Origin of the sequence: Bacillus sp. 95MFCvi2.1, from assembly GCF_000374965.1 — a bacterium.
Taxonomy (GTDB): domain Bacteria; phylum Bacillota; class Bacilli; order Bacillales; family Bacillaceae_G; genus Bacillus_A; species Bacillus_A pseudomycoides.
Genome location: NZ_KB895692.1, coordinates 92,312 through 110,401, shown reverse-complemented (window position 1 = coordinate 110,401; position 18,090 = coordinate 92,312). Strand labels below are relative to the sequence as shown.

The following is an 18,090-nucleotide window of genomic DNA, read 5'->3' as shown; positions in this document are numbered from 1 at the left end:
CATGATTAAAGTACTGCTTGTAGATGATCATGAAATGGTGCGGATGGGTGTATCAGCGTATTTATCAACTCAGCCGGATATCGAAGTGGTTGGCGAAGCTGAAAATGGGAGAAAAGGTTCAGAATTAGCATTAGCATTAAAGCCAGATATTATTTTAATGGATCTTGTTATGGATGAAATGGATGGTGTTGAGGCAACGCGTGCCATTATTCAAGAATGGCCGGAAGCAAAAATAGTTGTCGTGACAAGTTTTTTAGACGATGAAAAACTATATCCTGTTATTGAAGCAGGTGCAACGAGCTATTTATTAAAAACATCAAGAGCGAGCGATATCGCAGATGCAGTACGAGCGACTTATGATGGGGAAACAGTACTTGAGCCGAAAGTTACTGGGAAAATGATGTCCCGTATGCGTCAAAAGAAAGAACAGCCACTTCATGAAGATTTAACAGAACGAGAGTTTGAAATCTTATTATTAATTGCAGAGGGAAAGAGTAATCAAGAAATTGCGGATGAGTTATTTATTGCATTAAAAACCGTAAAGACACATGTAAGTAATATATTAAACAAGTTGAATGTAAGCGATCGTACACAGGCTGTTATTTATGCATTTCGACATCAATTAACGAAATAAAATGTGGCTTCCACTGTATATGACTTGTTTCATTGGTGGAAGTTGCCTTTATTTCGCTATTTACGGGCAGTAAGATCTCCACCTCAAAATTCAGTGAAAGCAAAGAGGCTAGGGGTGGAGCAACTGCCCGTAAAAGCCCGATTGGTGAGGGTTAATAATCAGTGGGGGATGAAGAAAACCCCACTGATTAAAGTTTTACGTTATTGATGCATTCATTTGTAAGCGTTATCATTCGATTAGAAATAGTACATATAAAGGGGGAGATTGTGTATGTTAGTTCAAACAGTATTTGAAATGGGTAAAAATAAAAAGTTAGGAAACTACGTGAATGCATTGCAAGCACTTAAGGTGCAATACGATATTGAAACAGGTTGTATTGCGATAATTGAAGCGACAGAAGAATATTATTTATTTCTAGTAAAACAAACAGATTGCTATGATGTTGTGAAAGTAGAAACAGTTGATACAAACCTTGAGTATTATACGAAAGCGTATAAAATAAGTAGTTTCAATCATACTTCCTACCAAGTGTGAAAAACTCCCTTAATCGGGAGTTTTTCACTAAGACACTTTAGGTTCAGAAGGAGTTTCAGTTAGTGGTATTGGTTTTGTGCTCTTTAATTTTGCGACTACAAGCCCGATTGTTGCTCCAGCAATCGCTGGTAATAACCAACCAATTCCTTCATTATAAAATGGAATGAATTCAAAGTAAGAGGTAATGAATGTAACAGATACATTTCCTTGCTTTAGCCCATCAAACATACTTATTACTGCAGCCCCGATTAAAGCACCAACATAAACAGAACGGTAACCACCAAAGTACTTATGGAGTAATGATAATAGTACGAGTACGATAGCAATTGGATATACAACTAGTAAAATTGGAACAGAGATTGCAATGATTTTTGTTAAGCCTAGGTTTGCTACTAGAAGTCCTAATACACAAATGATACCTGCTATCCCTTTGTAAGAAAATTTTGTAAATAATGTTGAGAAATATTGGCTACATGCTGATACAAGTCCAACGCATGTTGTTAAACAAGCCAGTGTAACGATAACCGCTAATAAGGCAAGGCCATATGGGCCGAATAACTGTTGTACAATAACAGTTAGTAATTGACCGCCATTTTTTGCATATCCAAGTGAAACACTAGTTACACCTAGCCAGCCAAGTGCTCCATATACGAGTACGAGCCCTGTAGCTGCAATAAGTCCTGCTTTTGTCGTTGCAATTGCAACAGCTTTACGATCTTCTACACCTTTTGAGCGAATTGCATTCACGACGATAATCCCAAATGCAAGTGCCGAGATTGTATCCATTGTTAAATATCCTTCCATAAATCCTTTGAAAATAGGAGAAGTTTGATACTCTTGCATCGCTGGACCTGAATTTCCAAGTGGTGTGAAAACACTTTTTGCAAACAATAAGAAAATAGAGAATAGTAAAATAGGTGTTAGCACATTTCCGATACGATCAACGAGTTTAGAAGGATTTAAGCTAAGCCAAAATACGATAGTGAAAAAAATGACCGTATATATAAATAAGGATAAGCTACTAGTACGAATTGTTTCTGGTAAGAAAGAACTAACACCCATTTCGTAAGCGACGTTAGCGACACGTGGAATTCCCATGGAAGGGCCAATTGCAATATATACAACTACTGTAAATAAAATTCCAAATAAAGGGTGGACATGACTTGCAAGTTGTTGCATTCCATTTCCTGAAAGAGAGATTGCAATAACAGTTAATAACGGTAAGCCAACTCCTGTTAGTAAAAACCCGAGCATTGCTGGCCAGAAGTTTTCACCAGCGTTTTGTCCAAGCATTGGAGGGAAAATTAAATTACCTGCTCCAAAAAATAAAGAAAATAGCATAAGACCTGTGAAAAAAACATGTTTTTTTGATACAGTGTTCATTGTGTTTCCTCCTTTTATAAAAATTCATTCGTAAGAACACAAAAAACTCGCCCCTTAAAAAGGGACGAGTTATATTTACCCGCGATACCACCCTAGTTCATACACGTAGAAATACATCTATATGTATGCGGCTTTGCAACGTACAACATGATACGTGTTCCTTGTAACGGGGGACGACCGGTAAGAACTTACTACATCCTTCGGTTCTACTTCTCGGAGATGATTTTCGGTTACGAGCTGTACGTTGGCTTTCAGCAAGATGCCAACTCTCTGGGGAACAGCTTTATATAACGTACTCGTTCTCGTCAATGAATTTTGTTCAAGTATTCTGACAGTATTTTTACATGTTTTTTTCATAAAGTCAATAGATTTTCTGTAAAAAATTTTGAGGGAGTGTATCTATATGAGAAATAGAACGAATAAAATTTGCAAAAGCTTCCTGATCTGTCGGGCCTTCGGAGCGATTTCTGCCCTCTTTAAATGTCAAAAATTTATCTCCTCCATTTGCTAAGAAAGAATTGACTACTACAGAGTATATTTGATCATCGCGTAATGGTGTTCCGTCATCTAATGAAATTGTTTGGACGATGTTATTTTTCCAACTATAACGAATCCCTGAAATTTGTAGCATGCGAGTTTCTTCTTTCCATTGCTCTTGCAAGACGTTTCGAATTTCTTTTCCAGACAAATACATTTTAATTAATTTGTTGCCGAATGGTTGTATGAGGAAGGTATCTTCCCATGTAATTGTTCCTTTTTTTAAATTATGCCGGATGCTCCCAGGATTTACAAAAGCAATATCCGCCTGCATAGTTTGGCGCTGGGCTATTGCGAGAACTGTTCCTAAATTTGATTGGCCGTGTTCATTTTGATTACGAGTTAACTCATGGTCCGTTATTCCGAGTTGTTCCTCTACTTTAGATTGGATTTTTGAGGCGTAAGAATCTATCCAGTTTCTTGTGTGTAAATCAGGAGAAATTGCATTTTGATAGACAGGGACAATTGTTGCCGCTTTTTTCGTAATATCTTTCGTTTTACGATTTAATGTAAAGGTGACGTTTGAAAATGCTTTTCCGTATGAGTAGGCTTGAACAAGCAATTTGCCGTTCACATTTCCATTTATATAGGAGTGGGTATGGCCACCAAAAATGATATCAACATCAGGATCTATTTGATTAGCTAAATCAGCTAAAGGTCCATTTGTATTACTTTCTGTCGTATTACCACCTAGGTGGGCAAGAATAACAAATGCATGAATGCCTTTCTTTTGTAGTTGATACACATAAAGATTAATCGAAGAAGCTTCATCTAAAAAACGAATAGAAGACATATCGTTGTACATTGTTAAAAAAGGAGTATCGTTTGTAGAAACGCCGATGAAGGCGATTGGAATCCCATCAATCCATTTAATTATATAGGGGGGGAAGAGTGGTTGATTCGTTTCACTGTATACAATATTTGCGGATATATAAGGAAAGGAGCTACCTGAAAATGAACTTGTTTGTGTAACGGATTCGCCATTAATTAGTTGTTGCAGAGCAATGGGACCCCTATCGAACTCATGGTTTCCTATTGTACCAACATCAAATTGAAGATTATTTAAAAACTCCATCGTTGGTTCATCATGAAAAAGTGCTGAAATCGGAGGACTCCCACCAATCATATCTCCTGTATGAACAAGTAAGGTGTTAGGGTTTTTATCGCGGTAGGATTGAATGTAAGCAGATATGTAATCAGCACGCCCTACAGCTTTATCGTGCAACGCTGAAGTCGTATTTAATTGGCCGTGGAAATCATTGAGGCCGAGAATTTGCACGGATACGTCGGTAGGTGGAGAAGAAGGGGATAGAAAAGAAAAAATTAGTTTGATAAGAAAAGGGAGTAATAAGAAATAGTTCATATTGACACTCCTCAATTAAAATTATTTTAGGGTGTGGATTTTTACTTACTGCCCGTAAAGACCCGATTGGTGAGAGTTGATAATCAGTGAGGGATGAAGAAAAGCCTTACTGATGGACGTTTCACTTTATTGTATGAGAAGTGGAAGGGAATCTTTTGTAAAAAGTACGTAAAAGTATAGAGGTTATGTAAAATTTTTTTGAGAAATATGACAATTAGAACAGGAAGGCAGGAATCTTTTTTATTAATAGAGAATAATACTACAATCCACTTGCTGGAAAGAACAAACCAAAAAGAGGTGACGGAAATGCTTGCGATGGGTGTATTGTTCGGAATTATAGTAATTTGTGGTTTCATATGGTTATATTATTCGCGGTCATTTAAACAAGCAGAAGTGTTACTTTTTCAAAAAGGAAGTTTGTTGACAAGTCAATCCAGATACTTAGTATGTCCAAAGTGTGGAAGTGCACAGGCCAGAAGTGGAGGGTATCAAGAATGTTGCAAAATTAGGTTATGAAAGGAGAAAGCCTCATAAAATTATGTGAGGCTTTCTTAAAATTTTGTGGCACTCCAAATAGTCCAACGATCTTGTTCAATAATCGGAGCTATATTGTTTAGTTTAGAGTGAATGTGATGGAGTAATTGAGAAAGTTCATTGTCTGTTAATTCGTATAAAATGGATCGGCCTGTGCGTGGTGATAAATCTTGTAATAATGTTTCAATAGAATCATGGATTTTTCGCACTTCCCACATTGTTTGAAGGGGAAGTGGATACATGCCGTTTTGTGCGATTAGTTGTTGTATGTGCGTTGCTTTTGGTCTTCGCTTTTCCTCTATTTGAATGAGTTTAGGATAGATGGAGAAGAAATACCCACGAATATGTTCTGGGCTTCCAGGAATTGTACAATCTTCAATGGTACGATCTTGAAGAATGAGCATTCCATTTTTCTTTAAGATACGTGAGGCCTCTTGTAAAAATTTCGGGATGTCTTGTAAATGATGGATAACAGCACGAGAAACCACAATATCAAAAGTTTCATTAGCAAATGGCATATGGTGGGCATCACCATGAATAAATGAGATGTTTGGGACGGAAGCGCAATTTTCTGTTGCCGCTTGCAACATTTTTTTTGAGAAATCGAAGCCGATGACTTTGCTAGCTCTCATAAGAGCCAGTTCTTTCGTATAAATACCACCACCGCAGCCGATATCAATTATGTTTTTACCACTTACATCAATTATATTTTGAATCATTTCACACCAAGAGGAATCTGCTTTTCGCGTGGCGTAGGTGTACTTATTATGAGCATCATGAAAATTAATGGACATGTGAAAACCTCCCTTCGTATTTAGTATATCTTATTTCATCATACATAACGTTTTTGTTTCATTTTCAAGAACAATAAGCTTTTCTTATTGTTCTAGATAGGAGGGAAAAAGTTGAAAAGAAAATGGATGTTTTTCTTACTATTTTTTTTATTAGCATCGTGTAGTCAAGTTGAACAAAAAAAGGAGAAAAAACAAGTAGAAGAGACGGTGAATCCTATGCAGGAAAGTATACAAGTAACAATTATACAAAAAGGAAATCTTGAAAAGGTTTTAAAGCAAGAGGAAGCAAAGAAAGTGGTAGATATTATTAATAAAGCTGAGAAACAACAAATAACAGGGGGTTTTGGAGAACCAGAGTACGAAATCCAAATTGAGAAAAACGGAAAGAAGAAAATATATCGTGCATGGCTAAGAGGGGAATCTCGCCAAGGGTGGCTGCAGGATGAAAAAGAGACGTATATGCTTACAAAATCTGATACAGAGCAACTTTTATCTATACTTCCAGGTGCTACTGAGCAACAAAATGATGATACAAAAGTGAACGCTTTAATAGAAGTGACAAAAAAGGACATGCAAATTACTGCTTTTCATATTAAAACAGATGAGAAAAAAATAAAATACACAGTATTTTATACAATCTCGGATTCTTTATATAAAACTTTAGAAAAAGAAGGGGAGTATTATTTTCAATTGATCTTTCCTGAAAAAATGCAACAGGTAGTCGGAAAGAAAATGAGTGAAACTATTGCAGGAGAAAAAGTTAGAGAAGGATATAAACAATATGAAGTGAATCTTACTGTACCTATAGAGGGGGCATCAACTTCCCAGTTAAAAGCATTAGAAACTTATTATGATCATTATGATTTACAAGTATTGAATCATAAAAAAGAAAAAGTAGGTACGTTTCAAAATATTATTCAAATTGTAAAAGAGTATGGTGAAAAAATGAATTTGCAAAGATAGTCAAAAACTTTCCTAGGAAATGATAATAGAGTGAACCTAAAAGGTTCACTCTATTATTTTGTTTTGGTAGACGGCTCATTTAACGATTTTCGTGTAATAAGATAGGAAATCATAAGAGCAGAAAGAATAATAAGAATAATAAAGAGATGCTTTGGTAACAAATCTAATAGTAAGACATAGCCAACTGTATAAAAGATTAATGCCGAAGCTAAAAAAGAAAGGGCACTAATCATGAAAGATTGTAATCTCATTTTTGTCTACCTCCTTTCGTTATTAGTTTTGGCTAAAATTGGATGAAATAAACGTCATTTTTAATAATTGAACACGCTCTACAAAAAAAGAAATAAGCTATCCAAAATTTTGGTTAGCTTATTTCTTTTTTGGAAAAATATAAAGGTGTATATTTAATTCGTTAGTTTAGTAACAAATAGCGGGATAAATCTAAATCGTTCATATATTTTTCACAAAAACACCATGTTTATAGTGATTAAAATCACAACCTTCCATTTTGGCTTCGTTTACAATAACAATAGACAAGGAAATAGAGGAGTGGGATACAATGTTAAGTGAAAAAACAATGGAAATTGTAAAATCAACAGTACCATTATTACAAGAAAAAGGTGTTGAAATTACGACACGCTTTTATCAAATTATGTTCTCGGAACATCCAGAATTATTAAATATTTTCAACCATACAAATCAGAAAAAAGGAAGACAGCAACAGGCTTTAGCAAGCGCAGTGTATGCAGCAGCAACGTATATTGATAATTTAGAAGTTATTATTCCTGTTGTAAAACAAATTGCTCATAAACATAGAAGTTTAGGAATTAAAGCTGAACACTATCCAATTGTAGGGAAATGTTTACTACAAGCAATTAAAGAGGTTGCAGAAGCACCACAAGAAGTGTTAGATGCTTGGGGAGAAGCGTATGGTGTAATTGCTGATGCATTTATTAGTGTCGAAGCAGGAATGTATGAAGAGGCAGCGGAAAAAGAAGGTGGATGGAAAGATTTCCGTAACTTTATCGTTGTAAAAAAAGAGAAAGAGAGCGACGTAATCACATCATTTTATTTAAAACCAGAAGATGGAGGGAAGCTATCTTCATTCTTACCTGGTCAATATGTAACGATCCAATTAAATATAGAGGGTGAAACATATACACATAATCGTCAATACAGCTTATCAGATGCTTCTGGCAAAGACTATTATCGTATTAGTGTAAAACGAGAAACAGCTACAGAGACACCGGATGGAAAGATATCTAATTATTTACATGATCACATCCAAGAAGGAGATATTCTTCCATTAAGTGCACCAGCAGGAGATTTCGTATTAGATATGGATTCAAACTTACCGGTTGTGTTAATCAGTGGCGGTGTTGGTATTACGCCGATGATGAGTATGTTAAATACATTAATTGAGCAAGCTTCAAATCGTAAGGTATACTTTATTCACGCAGCATTAAATAGCAATGTGCATGCGATGAAAGAGTATGTACAGCAAGTAGCGAGCGACTATGAACAAGTAGAAGCATACACTTGTTACTCTTCGCCAACAGAACAAGACCTACAAATGAAAAACTTTGATAAAGAAGGTTTTATTGATTTAGATTGGCTGCAATCTATCATTCCTACGTCTGAAGCAGAATTTTACTTCTGTGGCCCGGTACCATTTATGAAGCATATTAATGCGGCTTTAGTAGAATGGGGAGTTTCACCTGAACACATTCATTATGAATTTTTCGGACCGGCAGCAAGCTTATCATAAGGCAAACAAAAAAACGAGGTGTTAGTTTACCTCGTTTTTTGTTTGTTCTCGTAACAAGCGATTTACTGTTTCACGGCGTACACCGATAAGTTGTCCAATTTCTGTTTGTGTTAATATTTCATAAATAAGAATTTCTCCTAAATAGAGTGCGAACCACTCTTGTAGACGGTGGAGACGTTCTTTTGGAGAAACAGTTGTTAATTGATCGATTCGTTGCTGCATCATTCGCAATTTCGTTTGTAGTTGCATGGCGATGTCAGCATATAATTCTGGATTCTCCTGTAGTTTTTCGTACCATGTATTACATACAATGGGCTGGACCTCTGTCTTAATTAAAGCGATGGCTGTACCATGATATTCTTTCGGTGAAATTAAAGAATGGTGAGGAATTGTCTCACCAGGAACGATAATATTAAATAAAAATGGCGTTCCGTCTTCTTGTAACCGAACGACCTTTAATAGACCAGTTTTAATAAAATATAAAGGTCCTTCTTCACCTTGACGAAATAGTATATCCCCTTTATGTAGAATCAATGTTAGCACCCCATTATTTAGTTCTATTAGTTTATTGTAAGTGATATACATATAAATTTAAATACAAAAGGTGATGTATATATCCATTTTGATTTTCCAATATATAAATCGTTGCTATGAAGAACAAAATGTGACTGCACTCGTTTTTCTCTTTGCTTTCACTTGGTATGGGGCAAGAAGAGGGGCTGATTGCTTCTATGCATAGTCGGATGATCTCTCTCACTTACAAAGAAAGGTTTTATGTCAGTTTTTCAATTTGTATTTATATTGTTATAAACAGCAATTTTATTGACGAAACGTATGCTATTACAGTAGTATACTATTTAGTGTGTAATAGTACTAGCAATGAATACGCTGTAGGGGGTTTAGTATATTGTTAGATGCGAAAATGACTGATATGAAAATTCCAGCTAATGCTGTCATACATGTGGAAGAGATGAAAGGTGGAGTCGTTCTATCAGTTGAAATAGATAGTCAAATTATTTATACAATGGCTTATGACGAAGAAACGGATAGCTACGCTGAATTGTATGATAGAAATGATAAACGAGCACGTCAAGTCCATGAAGATTTTATGGGGTGGTCACTCCTTCACTAAAAGATGTCAATATGACATCTTTTTTTTGTTGAATCGATTGATTATACGAATTTATGTAATAAATAGATAAAGTTTGTAATAATTGATTTTGCATTGTTAGCATATTGTAAAGGCAAAGTGTCTTTTTTTTCGCTATCATAGGGGTAACAGCCCAGCTATAGGAGTGTGATCACCATGGACAAATTACATGTTTCAAATTTGATGTTGTTGTGTGTGTGTACAGTATTATGTTTTATTTTAGGGATGTTTTTGTATTCCTGCGTATGAAAAAACGCATTCTAAAAAGAACGCGTTAGAGGAAAGAACTGATAATCAGTTTGGTTCCAAGAATAATTAATGTGATACGCAATAAATTGATAATCGCATTACCGCTTAATTTTGTATTAATGTAAGCTCCGATTTTTCCGCCAATCCAAGCGCCTGGAATAAGAATCAATGCATAAATCCAGCTTACATTGCCAAGAGAAATATGAGTCAAAGAACTTACAATTGCTGATAAAAAGACAATAAACATTGAAGTTGCAACAGCAATTTGTGCAGGGAATGCAAAAAGAAGCATCATTGCTGGAACGAGCAATACACCGCCACCAATTCCAAATAATCCAGATATGAAACCAACTACAAATGCGATAATAATCGAAAGAAACGGTGGGAATTGATAATAAACGGTTTTACCTTCAGAATCCGTGAAAGATCGTTTAATAACAGTTGCATTTGAGAGGGAAAGAGGTTTCAATTTATCACGTAACAAAAGAAGGATAGATACAAAAATAAGGAAAATTCCAAAATATAAAGAGAAAGAATCCTGATTCAAAAATTTGTTTGCCCACGATCCAATAATCCCTCCAGGACCGCTCCCTATAAATAAAATAAGTCCACTTTTATAATCTACTCGCTTATGTTTCATATAAGTAAGAGTAGAGGAGAGACCAGTGAAAACTACGGTCACAATTGATGTTCCAACTGCGAGTTGTGGTGATAAACTATGCAGTCCAATTAGTAAAGGGACGATGATAATTCCTCCGCCAAGTCCTACTAGGCTTCCGACTGTTCCTGCGATTAATCCAATGAAAAGTAACATGATATATTCCAAAATTGCCAACTCCTCTGTATAACTAATCCAACATTCATTATACACACTTTTTGAAAAGAAATAAGATTGTTCACAAAAAAGTCGTCTTCCTAGAAAAATAAGGAAGACGACTTTTGATTAGAAAATTAAATGTAATAGATAATAGAATAGAGCAGCTAATGAAGCTGAAATTGGAAGTGTAATCACCCAGGTAATTAACATGCGCTTTGCAGTTCCCCATTTTACACCTTTTACACGATGTGAAGCACCTACCCCTAAAATAGAAGAAGAGATAACGTGCGTTGTACTAACTGGTAAATGAATAAATGTTGCTCCGAAAATGACAAGAGATGATGATAAATCAGCAGCTACACCGTTTACAGGACGAATTTTCATAATTTGTCCCCCAACAGTTTTAATAATTTTCCATCCACCGACAGAAGTACCAAGACCCATTGCAAGAGCACATGAGAATTGAACCCATAAAGGAATATCTCCAGAATTATGAAGGCCATTTGTCATTAATGCCATTGTAATAATACCCATTGCTTTTTGAGCATCGTTTGTACCATGTGTATAAGCTTGTAGTGCTGCGGTAAACACTTGGAATAAACGGAAGTTTTGATTCGTTTTCGTTAAATTAAAGTTTTTAAAGACAACTTTAAAAATACTATACACGATAAAACCAATAACAAATGCAACGATTGGTGAAATAATTAAAGCTTCAATAATTTTAATAAATCCTTTGAAATTAATTGCACTTAGACCAGCAGCAGCAATTGCAGCACCTGCGATTGCACCAATAATTGCATGCGAAGAACTACTTGGGATTCCATAGTACCAAGTAATTAAGTTCCAAACAATTGCAGCAAGCAGAGCGGCTAAAATAACATATGATCCATGTTCTAAAGCAAAAGGATCAACAATGTCTTTTGTAATTGTTTTTGCTACACCTGTAAATGTCATTGCACCTAAAAAGTTCATAATAGCTGCCATGATAATGGCTTGTCGTGGCTTCAAAGCTTTGGTAGAAACAGCTGTCGCAATGGCGTTCGCTGTGTCATGGAATCCATTAATAAAGTCGAAAGCTAAAGCACAAATGACTATTAAAACAGTTAAAATCAAGACTGTATCCATGATCAAACTCCTTACGCGTTCTTCATAATAATTGTTTCTAATACGTTTGCAACGCTTTGACAGCTATCAGCAACTTCTTCTAGCTCTTCATAAATCTCTTTGAATTGAATGATCTTGATCGGATCTTTTTCACGAGAGAATAAATGTTTAATGGCGTGACGACGAATATCATCACACTGTGATTCGTAATCCTTAATTTTAATTGCATTTGTGCGAATGTCCACTAATTTCTTATTCGACATAAGTTCAACGGAATTTGCAATTTCAATCGCACATTGATTAATTGCCTCCACAAATTTAATCATGTATTCATCTGCCTCTGTAATAGAATACATTTCGAATAAACCTGCACTGTGGTCTAATCCGTCTAGTACATCATCCATGCTCATTGCAAGTTGCAGGATGTCTTCACGTTCAATAGGAGTAATAAACGCTTTGTTTAGCTCCATAATGATTTCATGAATAAATGAATCACCTTTTGACTCATATTCTTTCATGCGCATAGAAAATTCTTTTAAATCGCTAGCATTTTTAATTTTATACTCCACGAAAAATTGCGCGCCTTCTTTTAAATTTTCAGAAACATTCATTAACATTTCAGAAAATTTATCTTTTTTAGATTTAAATACCATTATTGTTACCCCCACGAAAAGTAATATATGTAAAATATATTGGCTAGTCAATTCTAACAAAAAACTGTCGGTTTTTAAAACATTTTATCGAAAAGTTTACAAAAACTTAACATAATACATATTGATGCATTAATAATATTAATAACGACTAATGAATATCTTACTTGTAGAATGTCCTTTTCTTGCAAAAAGTATGAATGAGAAAGAAATACTTTACACTTGAAGAACTATTACGTTATTATAATAAATTCAAAAGGAGGGAGTTTCTTCCTTTTCCTGATGAAAGTGTAAATAAATGAAGGAAGTGAATAAATGAAATTGAACAACACTCATTTCAAGAAAATGCTTGAGTGGTTCAACAAGAGGAAGAAATTGCGCAATATATTATTAATTTTTGGCGGTTTTTTCGTTACCCTATTTATTGCGGTAAATATAATGATCTCCATTCAAGACATATCTGCATTAAAACAGGCTGTTCCGCAGCCAACACTTATTTATGATACAAATAAAGAAGTGGCAGCAAAGCTATCTTCTTCCAAGGCGGAAGGTATTAAAAGAAAAGATATTCCCGATATTATGATTCAAGCGGTTGTAGCAGTAGAGGACAAAGAGTTTTTTAGCCATCATGGTATTGACTATAGTGGGATTATGAGTGCCCTATTAAAAAATATTACGGCGGGAGAAGTAGTTGCTGGTGGCAGTACAATTACACAACAGCTTGCGAAAAATGTATTTTTAACACAAGAACGTACATTTTCACGGAAGTTTAAAGAGTATTTTTTGACGAAGAAGATAGAGCGTACGTATACAAAAGATGAAATTATTGAAATGTATATGAATCAAATTTATTTTGGTGAAGGAGCTTGGGGGATAAAAAAAGCAGCGAAATCATATTTCGATAAAGAAGTAAAAGATTTAACAATAGCAGAAGCTGCGACAATAGCAGGATTAATTAAGGCACCATCAACCTATTCACCATATAAAAATTTTAATAAGTCAATTGAAAGACGGAATGTTGTTTTAGCACTAATGAAAGAGCAAGGGTATATTACAGAAAATCAATACAAGAAAGAGCAAGAGACAGGCCTTGCATTACGACGAGGTGTTGATGATAAGTATAAAGGAAAATATTCGCAGTATGTGGATTATATTGTACGTGAGGCAATGGAGAAATATGAATTGACGCAAAATGAAATTTTAGCTGGTGGATATCGTATTTATACAGAACTTGATCCGAAAAAACAACAAGCAGTAGAAGATGTTGTGAATAATGATAATTATTTCCAAGGGAGTAACGCTGATCAGCTTATGCAAACGGGCGTTGTTTTGATGGACCCGAAAACTGGTGGTGTACCCGCACTAGTCGGCGGGAGGGGGACGTATCAATTTTTGCAATTTAACCATGCAACGCAATTAAAAAGGCAACCTGGTTCAACCCTAAAACCTTTTGCCGTATATGTACCAGCATTAGAACAAGGATATGAAGTGTATGATGTTTTAAAAGATGAGCCGCTTAATATAAAAGATTATGCGCCCCAAAATAGTGATCATGCTTTTCATGGTGATGTTACAATGTATGAAGCGATTGCTAAGTCCTATAATGTACCAGCTGTTTGGTTGTTAGAACAAATTGGATTGGAAAAAGGTTTGAAGTCATTAGAGCGTTTTGGTATCCCACTACAAGCAGAAGACCGTACTCTTCCTATTGCTTTAGGGGGAATGCATACTGGAACTTCTCCGTTTGTAATGGCTCAAGCTTATGCTACTTTTGCTAACGATGGTGTACAAGTTGAAGGGCATGCAATCCGGGAAATACAGAATGCTGAGGGAGAAACAGTTGGGAAATGGTATAAAAAAGAAACCCGTGTAACGAGTGAGAAAGTTGCTCAAAAAATGACGTACTTATTAAAGGGTGTTGTTGAAAAAGGAACGGGTGAAAAAGCAAAGGTGAAAAATATTGATACTGCTGGAAAAACGGGAACCACTCAGCTTGTGGATGGTCCAAGCAGCGGAGCGAAAGATTCTTGGTTTGTTGGCTATACACCGGATTTAGTGGGAGCTATTTGGATAGGATATGATAAAACAGACAGTGAGCATTATGTGCCAGGTGGTAGTCAAATTACAACGACAATGTTTCGAGATATTATGAAAAAAGCTGATGAAAACCCTAGTCAAAAAGCATTTCAATTATCACTTATATCAGAGGCTGACTATTCGAAACAATTAAAGACAATTGAAGAAGAAAAGAGAAGAAAAGAAGAAGAGAAAAAGCGTCAAGAAGAAGAAAAACAGAGAAGAGAACAACAAAAAGAATGGATTGATAAAGTAAAAGAGTGGATTCCATTTTTGTAAAAATAAAAAGAGGCGAATGATTATATTCGTCTCTTTTTTTATGAAGGGAAAAAAATTTTTAGCAGGTGTATTATTGTTCATTGAGACGAATGATTACGTTGGAATGGGATTGTGAAGTGTAAATAATGGAAATTGTTCCTTTGCTAATTGGCTCATAAGGTAGGTCTTCTTCGTATTTTCCAATATTTTTATTGTGAATGGATAATGTAATTTCATCGATTTTCTGATTTTTATATTGTTCTTTAATTTTTTTAGCAATCTGATTCAGGTCATGATGGGAAGCAGCTTTTGTAATAATCATTCCTTTGATAACTTTTTTTTCTTTAGATGAGGAAGAAGATAGAGGGACTGTATTTTGTTTTGCATATAGTAGCTCATATGGAGCTATATTGCTGTTTTCTGCTGCTTTTGATGTAGCCGTATATTCTAAAGTTAAAAAGAATGCTGAGCATAAAAATATACATGACATAAGGGAAATCCAAAAGCGTATTGACAATAAGACGTTCATTTTCATCCCTCTTTCATATCATTGTCTTCTTTACCTATCATACAAAATAAGCGTTAAGCTAGAGTAAATTTGAAGTAAAGAAACGTAAAGAAGGAAATCAAATATTTAAGATGAGATGAATAGCATCTAGTTATTCCTTATTGTGTATGTATGTTAGATTTGGAATGGAGGAAGAGACAGCAGTTAGAAAAGTGAAAAAAGAAACAGGAATAGACATCGAACGAATTAAGCTTTGTGGCATTTCTCATGAAAGAGGAATAGATAATACATATTGATTAGGGGAATGGATTGGCGGAGAGCTAATGACGTGTGCTGAAAGTTTACAAATCGCATATTTTGAATATATTTATTTGATTATATCAGTGGGGCTTCATCCCCACTGATTATTTTTAGGGAGATGCTATAAGCCAGCCCCTTTTTGTGCTAATGGAATTGAGATGATAAATGTTGTTCCGTTTTCATTACTAGAAACTTTTAAAGTTCCATTGTGATTTTGAATGATTTTTCTTGTTACTGATAATCCGAGTCCAGTTCCTGCATCTTTTGTAGAGAAGAATGGATCAAATATATAGTCTTGAATCGCTGGAGGAATACCAGTTCCATTGTCTTGGAAAGTAATGCGAGCAAAATTATCCAAACGATGACTAGTGATTTGAATGGACAAAGGTTTATCGCTTTTTGCATCCACAGCATTTTGAAATAAGTTTAGGAAAACTTGAACGAGCTCATGTCGATCAATATTCACTAATATGTCTTCTAAATCGGAGGATAAATTATATTCAATAGAAATGTTATGCAAAAATACTTCACTAGCTAGTAGCTGTTGGATATATTCACGTAAAAAAGTATTGATGGGAAATGGTTCTCTTTTAAATTCGTGTGCTTTTGAAATAGATAAAAATTTCGTGATGATACTATTGGCACGATCTAATTCAGGAATGAGTAAATTTTGAAAAAGCTCTTTATTAGAAGGTGAAACACTTTCTTGTAAAAATTGTAAATAACCGCGTACTGTTGTAAGTGGATTACGAACTTCATGTGCAATTCCAGCTGCAATTCGACCCGCTAATGCAAGTTTTTCAGCATCACGTTCGGTATTTAAATAATGAAAGACACTAATCACACGGAAGATCTCTCCATTATAGTCACGAATAATTCGGTTATTAGAAATTCCATAATTTGTATCTAACACTTCTTCGTTATAAATTTCTTTTCCGCTTCTTAATGTTTCTAATGCCTTAATTTTTTCTTCAGGTAGGTTTAATAACTGTTGAATCGGTTTGCCGATGATATCGCTCCGTGATATTCCCAAATCATCTACTGCAGATTGATTACATAATGTAATGATGCCTTTATTGTCAATAAAGGTGACATGATGCGAAAATGCATCAAAAATATGAACAAAGTGCTTTTCAAGTTGCTCAAATAGAAATAAGGAATCGCAAGTTAGTACAAGGTTTGATTCTCTCTCTTGCTTTGGTATGCGATTGATGGAATGAGAAGTCCCTTTTTTATGTAACTGTAAACCTAGTTGTGAGTTTTTATATGTAAAATGATGTGGTAGTTGATTCACCAACTGCTCATAAAACTGTACTTTTCTTTCTAATTCTTTTATTTGCTTTTCATGAGATAAAGTAGTATCCTCTTGAATCATAAATAAATAACTCCTCAATTTAAAAATTCTTCCATCTAGTATATCATATTTTATAAAGATGCTCTTGAAGAAGATTGAAACTTTGTTAATTAGGTGTGTACAGATTTATAGAAATGGGATAAGGAGGGGGAAAGGTGATTTCTATTGGATTAACAGGATGGGGAGATCATGATTCTTTATATGCAGATTCCTATGAAAATAGAAATAAATTGCGAACATATAGTGAGTATTTCCCTATTGTTGAAGTAGATAGTTCATTTTATGCTATGCAACCGGTTCGAAATTATATGAAATGGGCGGGGGAAACGCCAAAAAATTTTTCGTTTGTTGTTAAAGCGTATCAAGGGATGACGGGACATATGCAAGGAGAGATTCCATTTTCAAATATTGATGAGATGTTTGAAATATTTAAACAATCGATTATTCCGCTTCAAGAAGCGCATAAATTAAAGGCGATATTATTCCAATATCCACCTTGGTTTGATTGTCAGAAGAAAAATGTAGATTTACTTCGTTATACAAAAGAAAAGATGGAAGGCTTACCGTGTGCCATAGAGTTCCGAAATCAAACGTGGTTTCATCCTAGTATGCATGATAAAACGTTGCAATTTTTAGAACAGGAAGAATGGATTCATACGATCTGTGATGAACCACAAGCTGGCATTGGTTCTGTTCCACTTGTATTAGAAGCAACTCATCCTGAAATGGCACTGATACGCTTTCATGGTCGTAATATTCATGGATGGCTTGATAAAGGAGAAAATTGGCGAGCAGTTCGCTGCTTATATCGTTATAATAAACAAGAGCTAGAAGAATGGACAGAGCGATTACATACATTGCAGAAAAAGACAAAAAACATATATGTACTATTTAATAATAATTCAGGCGGGGATGCTGCTGATAATGCAAAACAACTCATGGAGATGATGCATATTACATACGGCGAACCAAAACCGGAGCAACTCAATTTATTTGAATAAACGCAAAAAAGAAAAACACTGTACAAACAGGGGGAATGTACAGTGTTTTTCTATATGAAAAAGAGGGGTAACAATGTTACTGAGCGTTTGGTTGATTCATCAATTGTTGGCTT

Annotated in this window: 19 protein-coding genes and 1 other annotated feature; of the genes, 9 read left to right on the top strand and 10 right to left on the bottom strand. The window is 35.0% G+C overall.

Annotation, left to right across the window (positions count from 1 at the left end; genetic code table 11):
* The first annotated feature begins 1 nt into the window (after position 1).
* Together C568_RS0106120 and C568_RS0106115 are read left to right on the top strand one after the other, a co-directional pair.
* A complete protein-coding gene (locus C568_RS0106120; protein WP_003196238.1) occupies positions 2–634 on the top strand; it encodes a response regulator in 633 nt (210 codons plus the stop codon).
* Positions 635–904: 270 nt separating this feature from the next.
* Entirely contained in the window at positions 905–1,168 is a 264-nt protein-coding gene (locus C568_RS0106115; protein WP_003196240.1) for a DUF3992 domain-containing protein, read from the top strand.
* A 27-nt stretch (positions 1,169–1,195) separates the two neighbouring features.
* Here the strand turns inward: C568_RS0106115 and brnQ3 are convergent, their stop codons facing one another.
* On the bottom strand, positions 1,196–2,551 hold the full coding sequence (gene brnQ3, locus C568_RS0106110; RefSeq protein WP_006094185.1) for a branched-chain amino acid transport system II carrier protein BrnQ3: 1,356 nt from the start codon (positions 2,549–2,551) through the stop codon (positions 1,196–1,198).
* A gap of 57 nt (positions 2,552–2,608) precedes the next feature.
* Positions 2,609–2,869 (bottom strand) — a binding site (T-box leader).
* A gap of 43 nt (positions 2,870–2,912) precedes the next feature.
* Positions 2,913–4,451, bottom strand: a complete 1,539-nt coding sequence (locus C568_RS0106105) for a bifunctional metallophosphatase/5'-nucleotidase (RefSeq protein ID WP_018764232.1) — start codon at positions 4,449–4,451, stop codon at positions 2,913–2,915.
* A 306-nt stretch (positions 4,452–4,757) separates the two neighbouring features.
* Between C568_RS0106105 and C568_RS0106100 the strand changes: the two genes are divergently transcribed.
* Entirely contained in the window at positions 4,758–4,967 is a 210-nt protein-coding gene (locus C568_RS0106100; protein WP_016114037.1) for a hypothetical protein, read from the top strand.
* A 35-nt stretch (positions 4,968–5,002) separates the two neighbouring features.
* Here C568_RS0106100 and C568_RS0106095 read toward each other — a convergent pair whose 3' ends face one another.
* A complete protein-coding gene (locus tag C568_RS0106095; RefSeq protein ID WP_018781007.1) occupies positions 5,003–5,779 on the bottom strand; it encodes a class I SAM-dependent methyltransferase in 777 nt (258 codons plus the stop codon).
* A gap of 126 nt (positions 5,780–5,905) precedes the next feature.
* Between C568_RS0106095 and C568_RS0106090 the strand changes: the two genes are divergently transcribed.
* A complete protein-coding gene (locus tag C568_RS0106090) occupies positions 5,906–6,742 on the top strand; it encodes a hypothetical protein (protein WP_006094191.1) in 837 nt (278 codons plus the stop codon).
* A gap of 53 nt (positions 6,743–6,795) precedes the next feature.
* Here C568_RS0106090 and C568_RS0106085 read toward each other — a convergent pair whose 3' ends face one another.
* Positions 6,796–6,993 (bottom strand): hypothetical protein, encoded by a 198-nt coding sequence (locus C568_RS0106085; RefSeq protein WP_016131282.1) that lies wholly within the window; start codon positions 6,991–6,993, stop codon positions 6,796–6,798.
* Positions 6,994–7,301: 308 nt separating this feature from the next.
* On the opposite strand from C568_RS0106085, the gene hmpA reads away from it, so the two are divergent.
* A complete protein-coding gene (gene hmpA, locus C568_RS0106080) occupies positions 7,302–8,510 on the top strand; it encodes an NO-inducible flavohemoprotein (protein ID WP_018781005.1) in 1,209 nt (402 codons plus the stop codon).
* A gap of 21 nt (positions 8,511–8,531) precedes the next feature.
* Here the strand turns inward: hmpA and C568_RS0106075 are convergent, their stop codons facing one another.
* Positions 8,532–9,044, bottom strand: a complete 513-nt coding sequence (locus C568_RS0106075) for a Crp/Fnr family transcriptional regulator (protein WP_018781004.1) — start codon at positions 9,042–9,044, stop codon at positions 8,532–8,534.
* Positions 9,045–9,417: 373 nt separating this feature from the next.
* Between C568_RS0106075 and C568_RS0106070 the strand changes: the two genes are divergently transcribed.
* A complete protein-coding gene (locus tag C568_RS0106070) occupies positions 9,418–9,642 on the top strand; it encodes a hypothetical protein (protein WP_018781003.1) in 225 nt (74 codons plus the stop codon).
* Positions 9,643–9,934: 292 nt separating this feature from the next.
* Here C568_RS0106070 and C568_RS0106065 read toward each other — a convergent pair whose 3' ends face one another.
* From C568_RS0106065 to C568_RS0106055, 3 genes are all read right to left on the bottom strand, one after another.
* Positions 9,935–10,735, bottom strand: coding sequence for a sulfite exporter TauE/SafE family protein (locus C568_RS0106065; RefSeq protein ID WP_018764237.1), 801 nt, complete (start codon positions 10,733–10,735; stop codon positions 9,935–9,937).
* Positions 10,736–10,852: 117 nt separating this feature from the next.
* Positions 10,853–11,851: an inorganic phosphate transporter gene (locus C568_RS0106060; RefSeq protein WP_006094199.1), complete on the bottom strand. Its 999-nt coding sequence runs from the start codon at positions 11,849–11,851 to the stop codon at positions 10,853–10,855.
* Positions 11,852–11,862: 11 nt separating this feature from the next.
* Entirely contained in the window at positions 11,863–12,483 is a 621-nt protein-coding gene (locus C568_RS0106055) for a DUF47 domain-containing protein (protein ID WP_000231447.1), read from the bottom strand.
* A gap of 312 nt (positions 12,484–12,795) precedes the next feature.
* Here C568_RS0106055 and C568_RS0106050 point away from each other — a divergent pair, with 312 nt between their 5' ends.
* Positions 12,796–14,835: a transglycosylase domain-containing protein gene (locus C568_RS0106050; RefSeq protein ID WP_029426973.1), complete on the top strand. Its 2,040-nt coding sequence runs from the start codon at positions 12,796–12,798 to the stop codon at positions 14,833–14,835.
* A gap of 70 nt (positions 14,836–14,905) precedes the next feature.
* Here the strand turns inward: C568_RS0106050 and C568_RS0106045 are convergent, their stop codons facing one another.
* Complete coding sequence (locus C568_RS0106045) at positions 14,906–15,343, bottom strand: hypothetical protein (protein ID WP_018764239.1); 438 nt, start codon at positions 15,341–15,343, stop codon at positions 14,906–14,908.
* Positions 15,344–15,489: 146 nt separating this feature from the next.
* Here C568_RS0106045 and C568_RS36060 point away from each other — a divergent pair, with 146 nt between their 5' ends.
* Positions 15,490–15,618, top strand: coding sequence for a hypothetical protein (locus C568_RS36060; protein ID WP_006094209.1), 129 nt, complete (start codon positions 15,490–15,492; stop codon positions 15,616–15,618).
* 125 nt (positions 15,619–15,743) lie between these two features.
* Here the strand turns inward: C568_RS36060 and C568_RS0106035 are convergent, their stop codons facing one another.
* The gene (locus C568_RS0106035; protein WP_006094211.1) at positions 15,744–16,997 is read right to left on the bottom strand and encodes an ATP-binding protein; all 1,254 of its coding nucleotides are present in this window, start codon (positions 16,995–16,997) and stop codon (positions 15,744–15,746) included.
* Positions 16,998–17,131: 134 nt separating this feature from the next.
* On the opposite strand from C568_RS0106035, the gene C568_RS0106030 reads away from it, so the two are divergent.
* Complete coding sequence (locus C568_RS0106030) at positions 17,132–17,977, top strand: DUF72 domain-containing protein (protein ID WP_006094213.1); 846 nt, start codon at positions 17,132–17,134, stop codon at positions 17,975–17,977.
* The last annotated feature ends 113 nt before the right edge of the window (positions 17,978–18,090 follow it).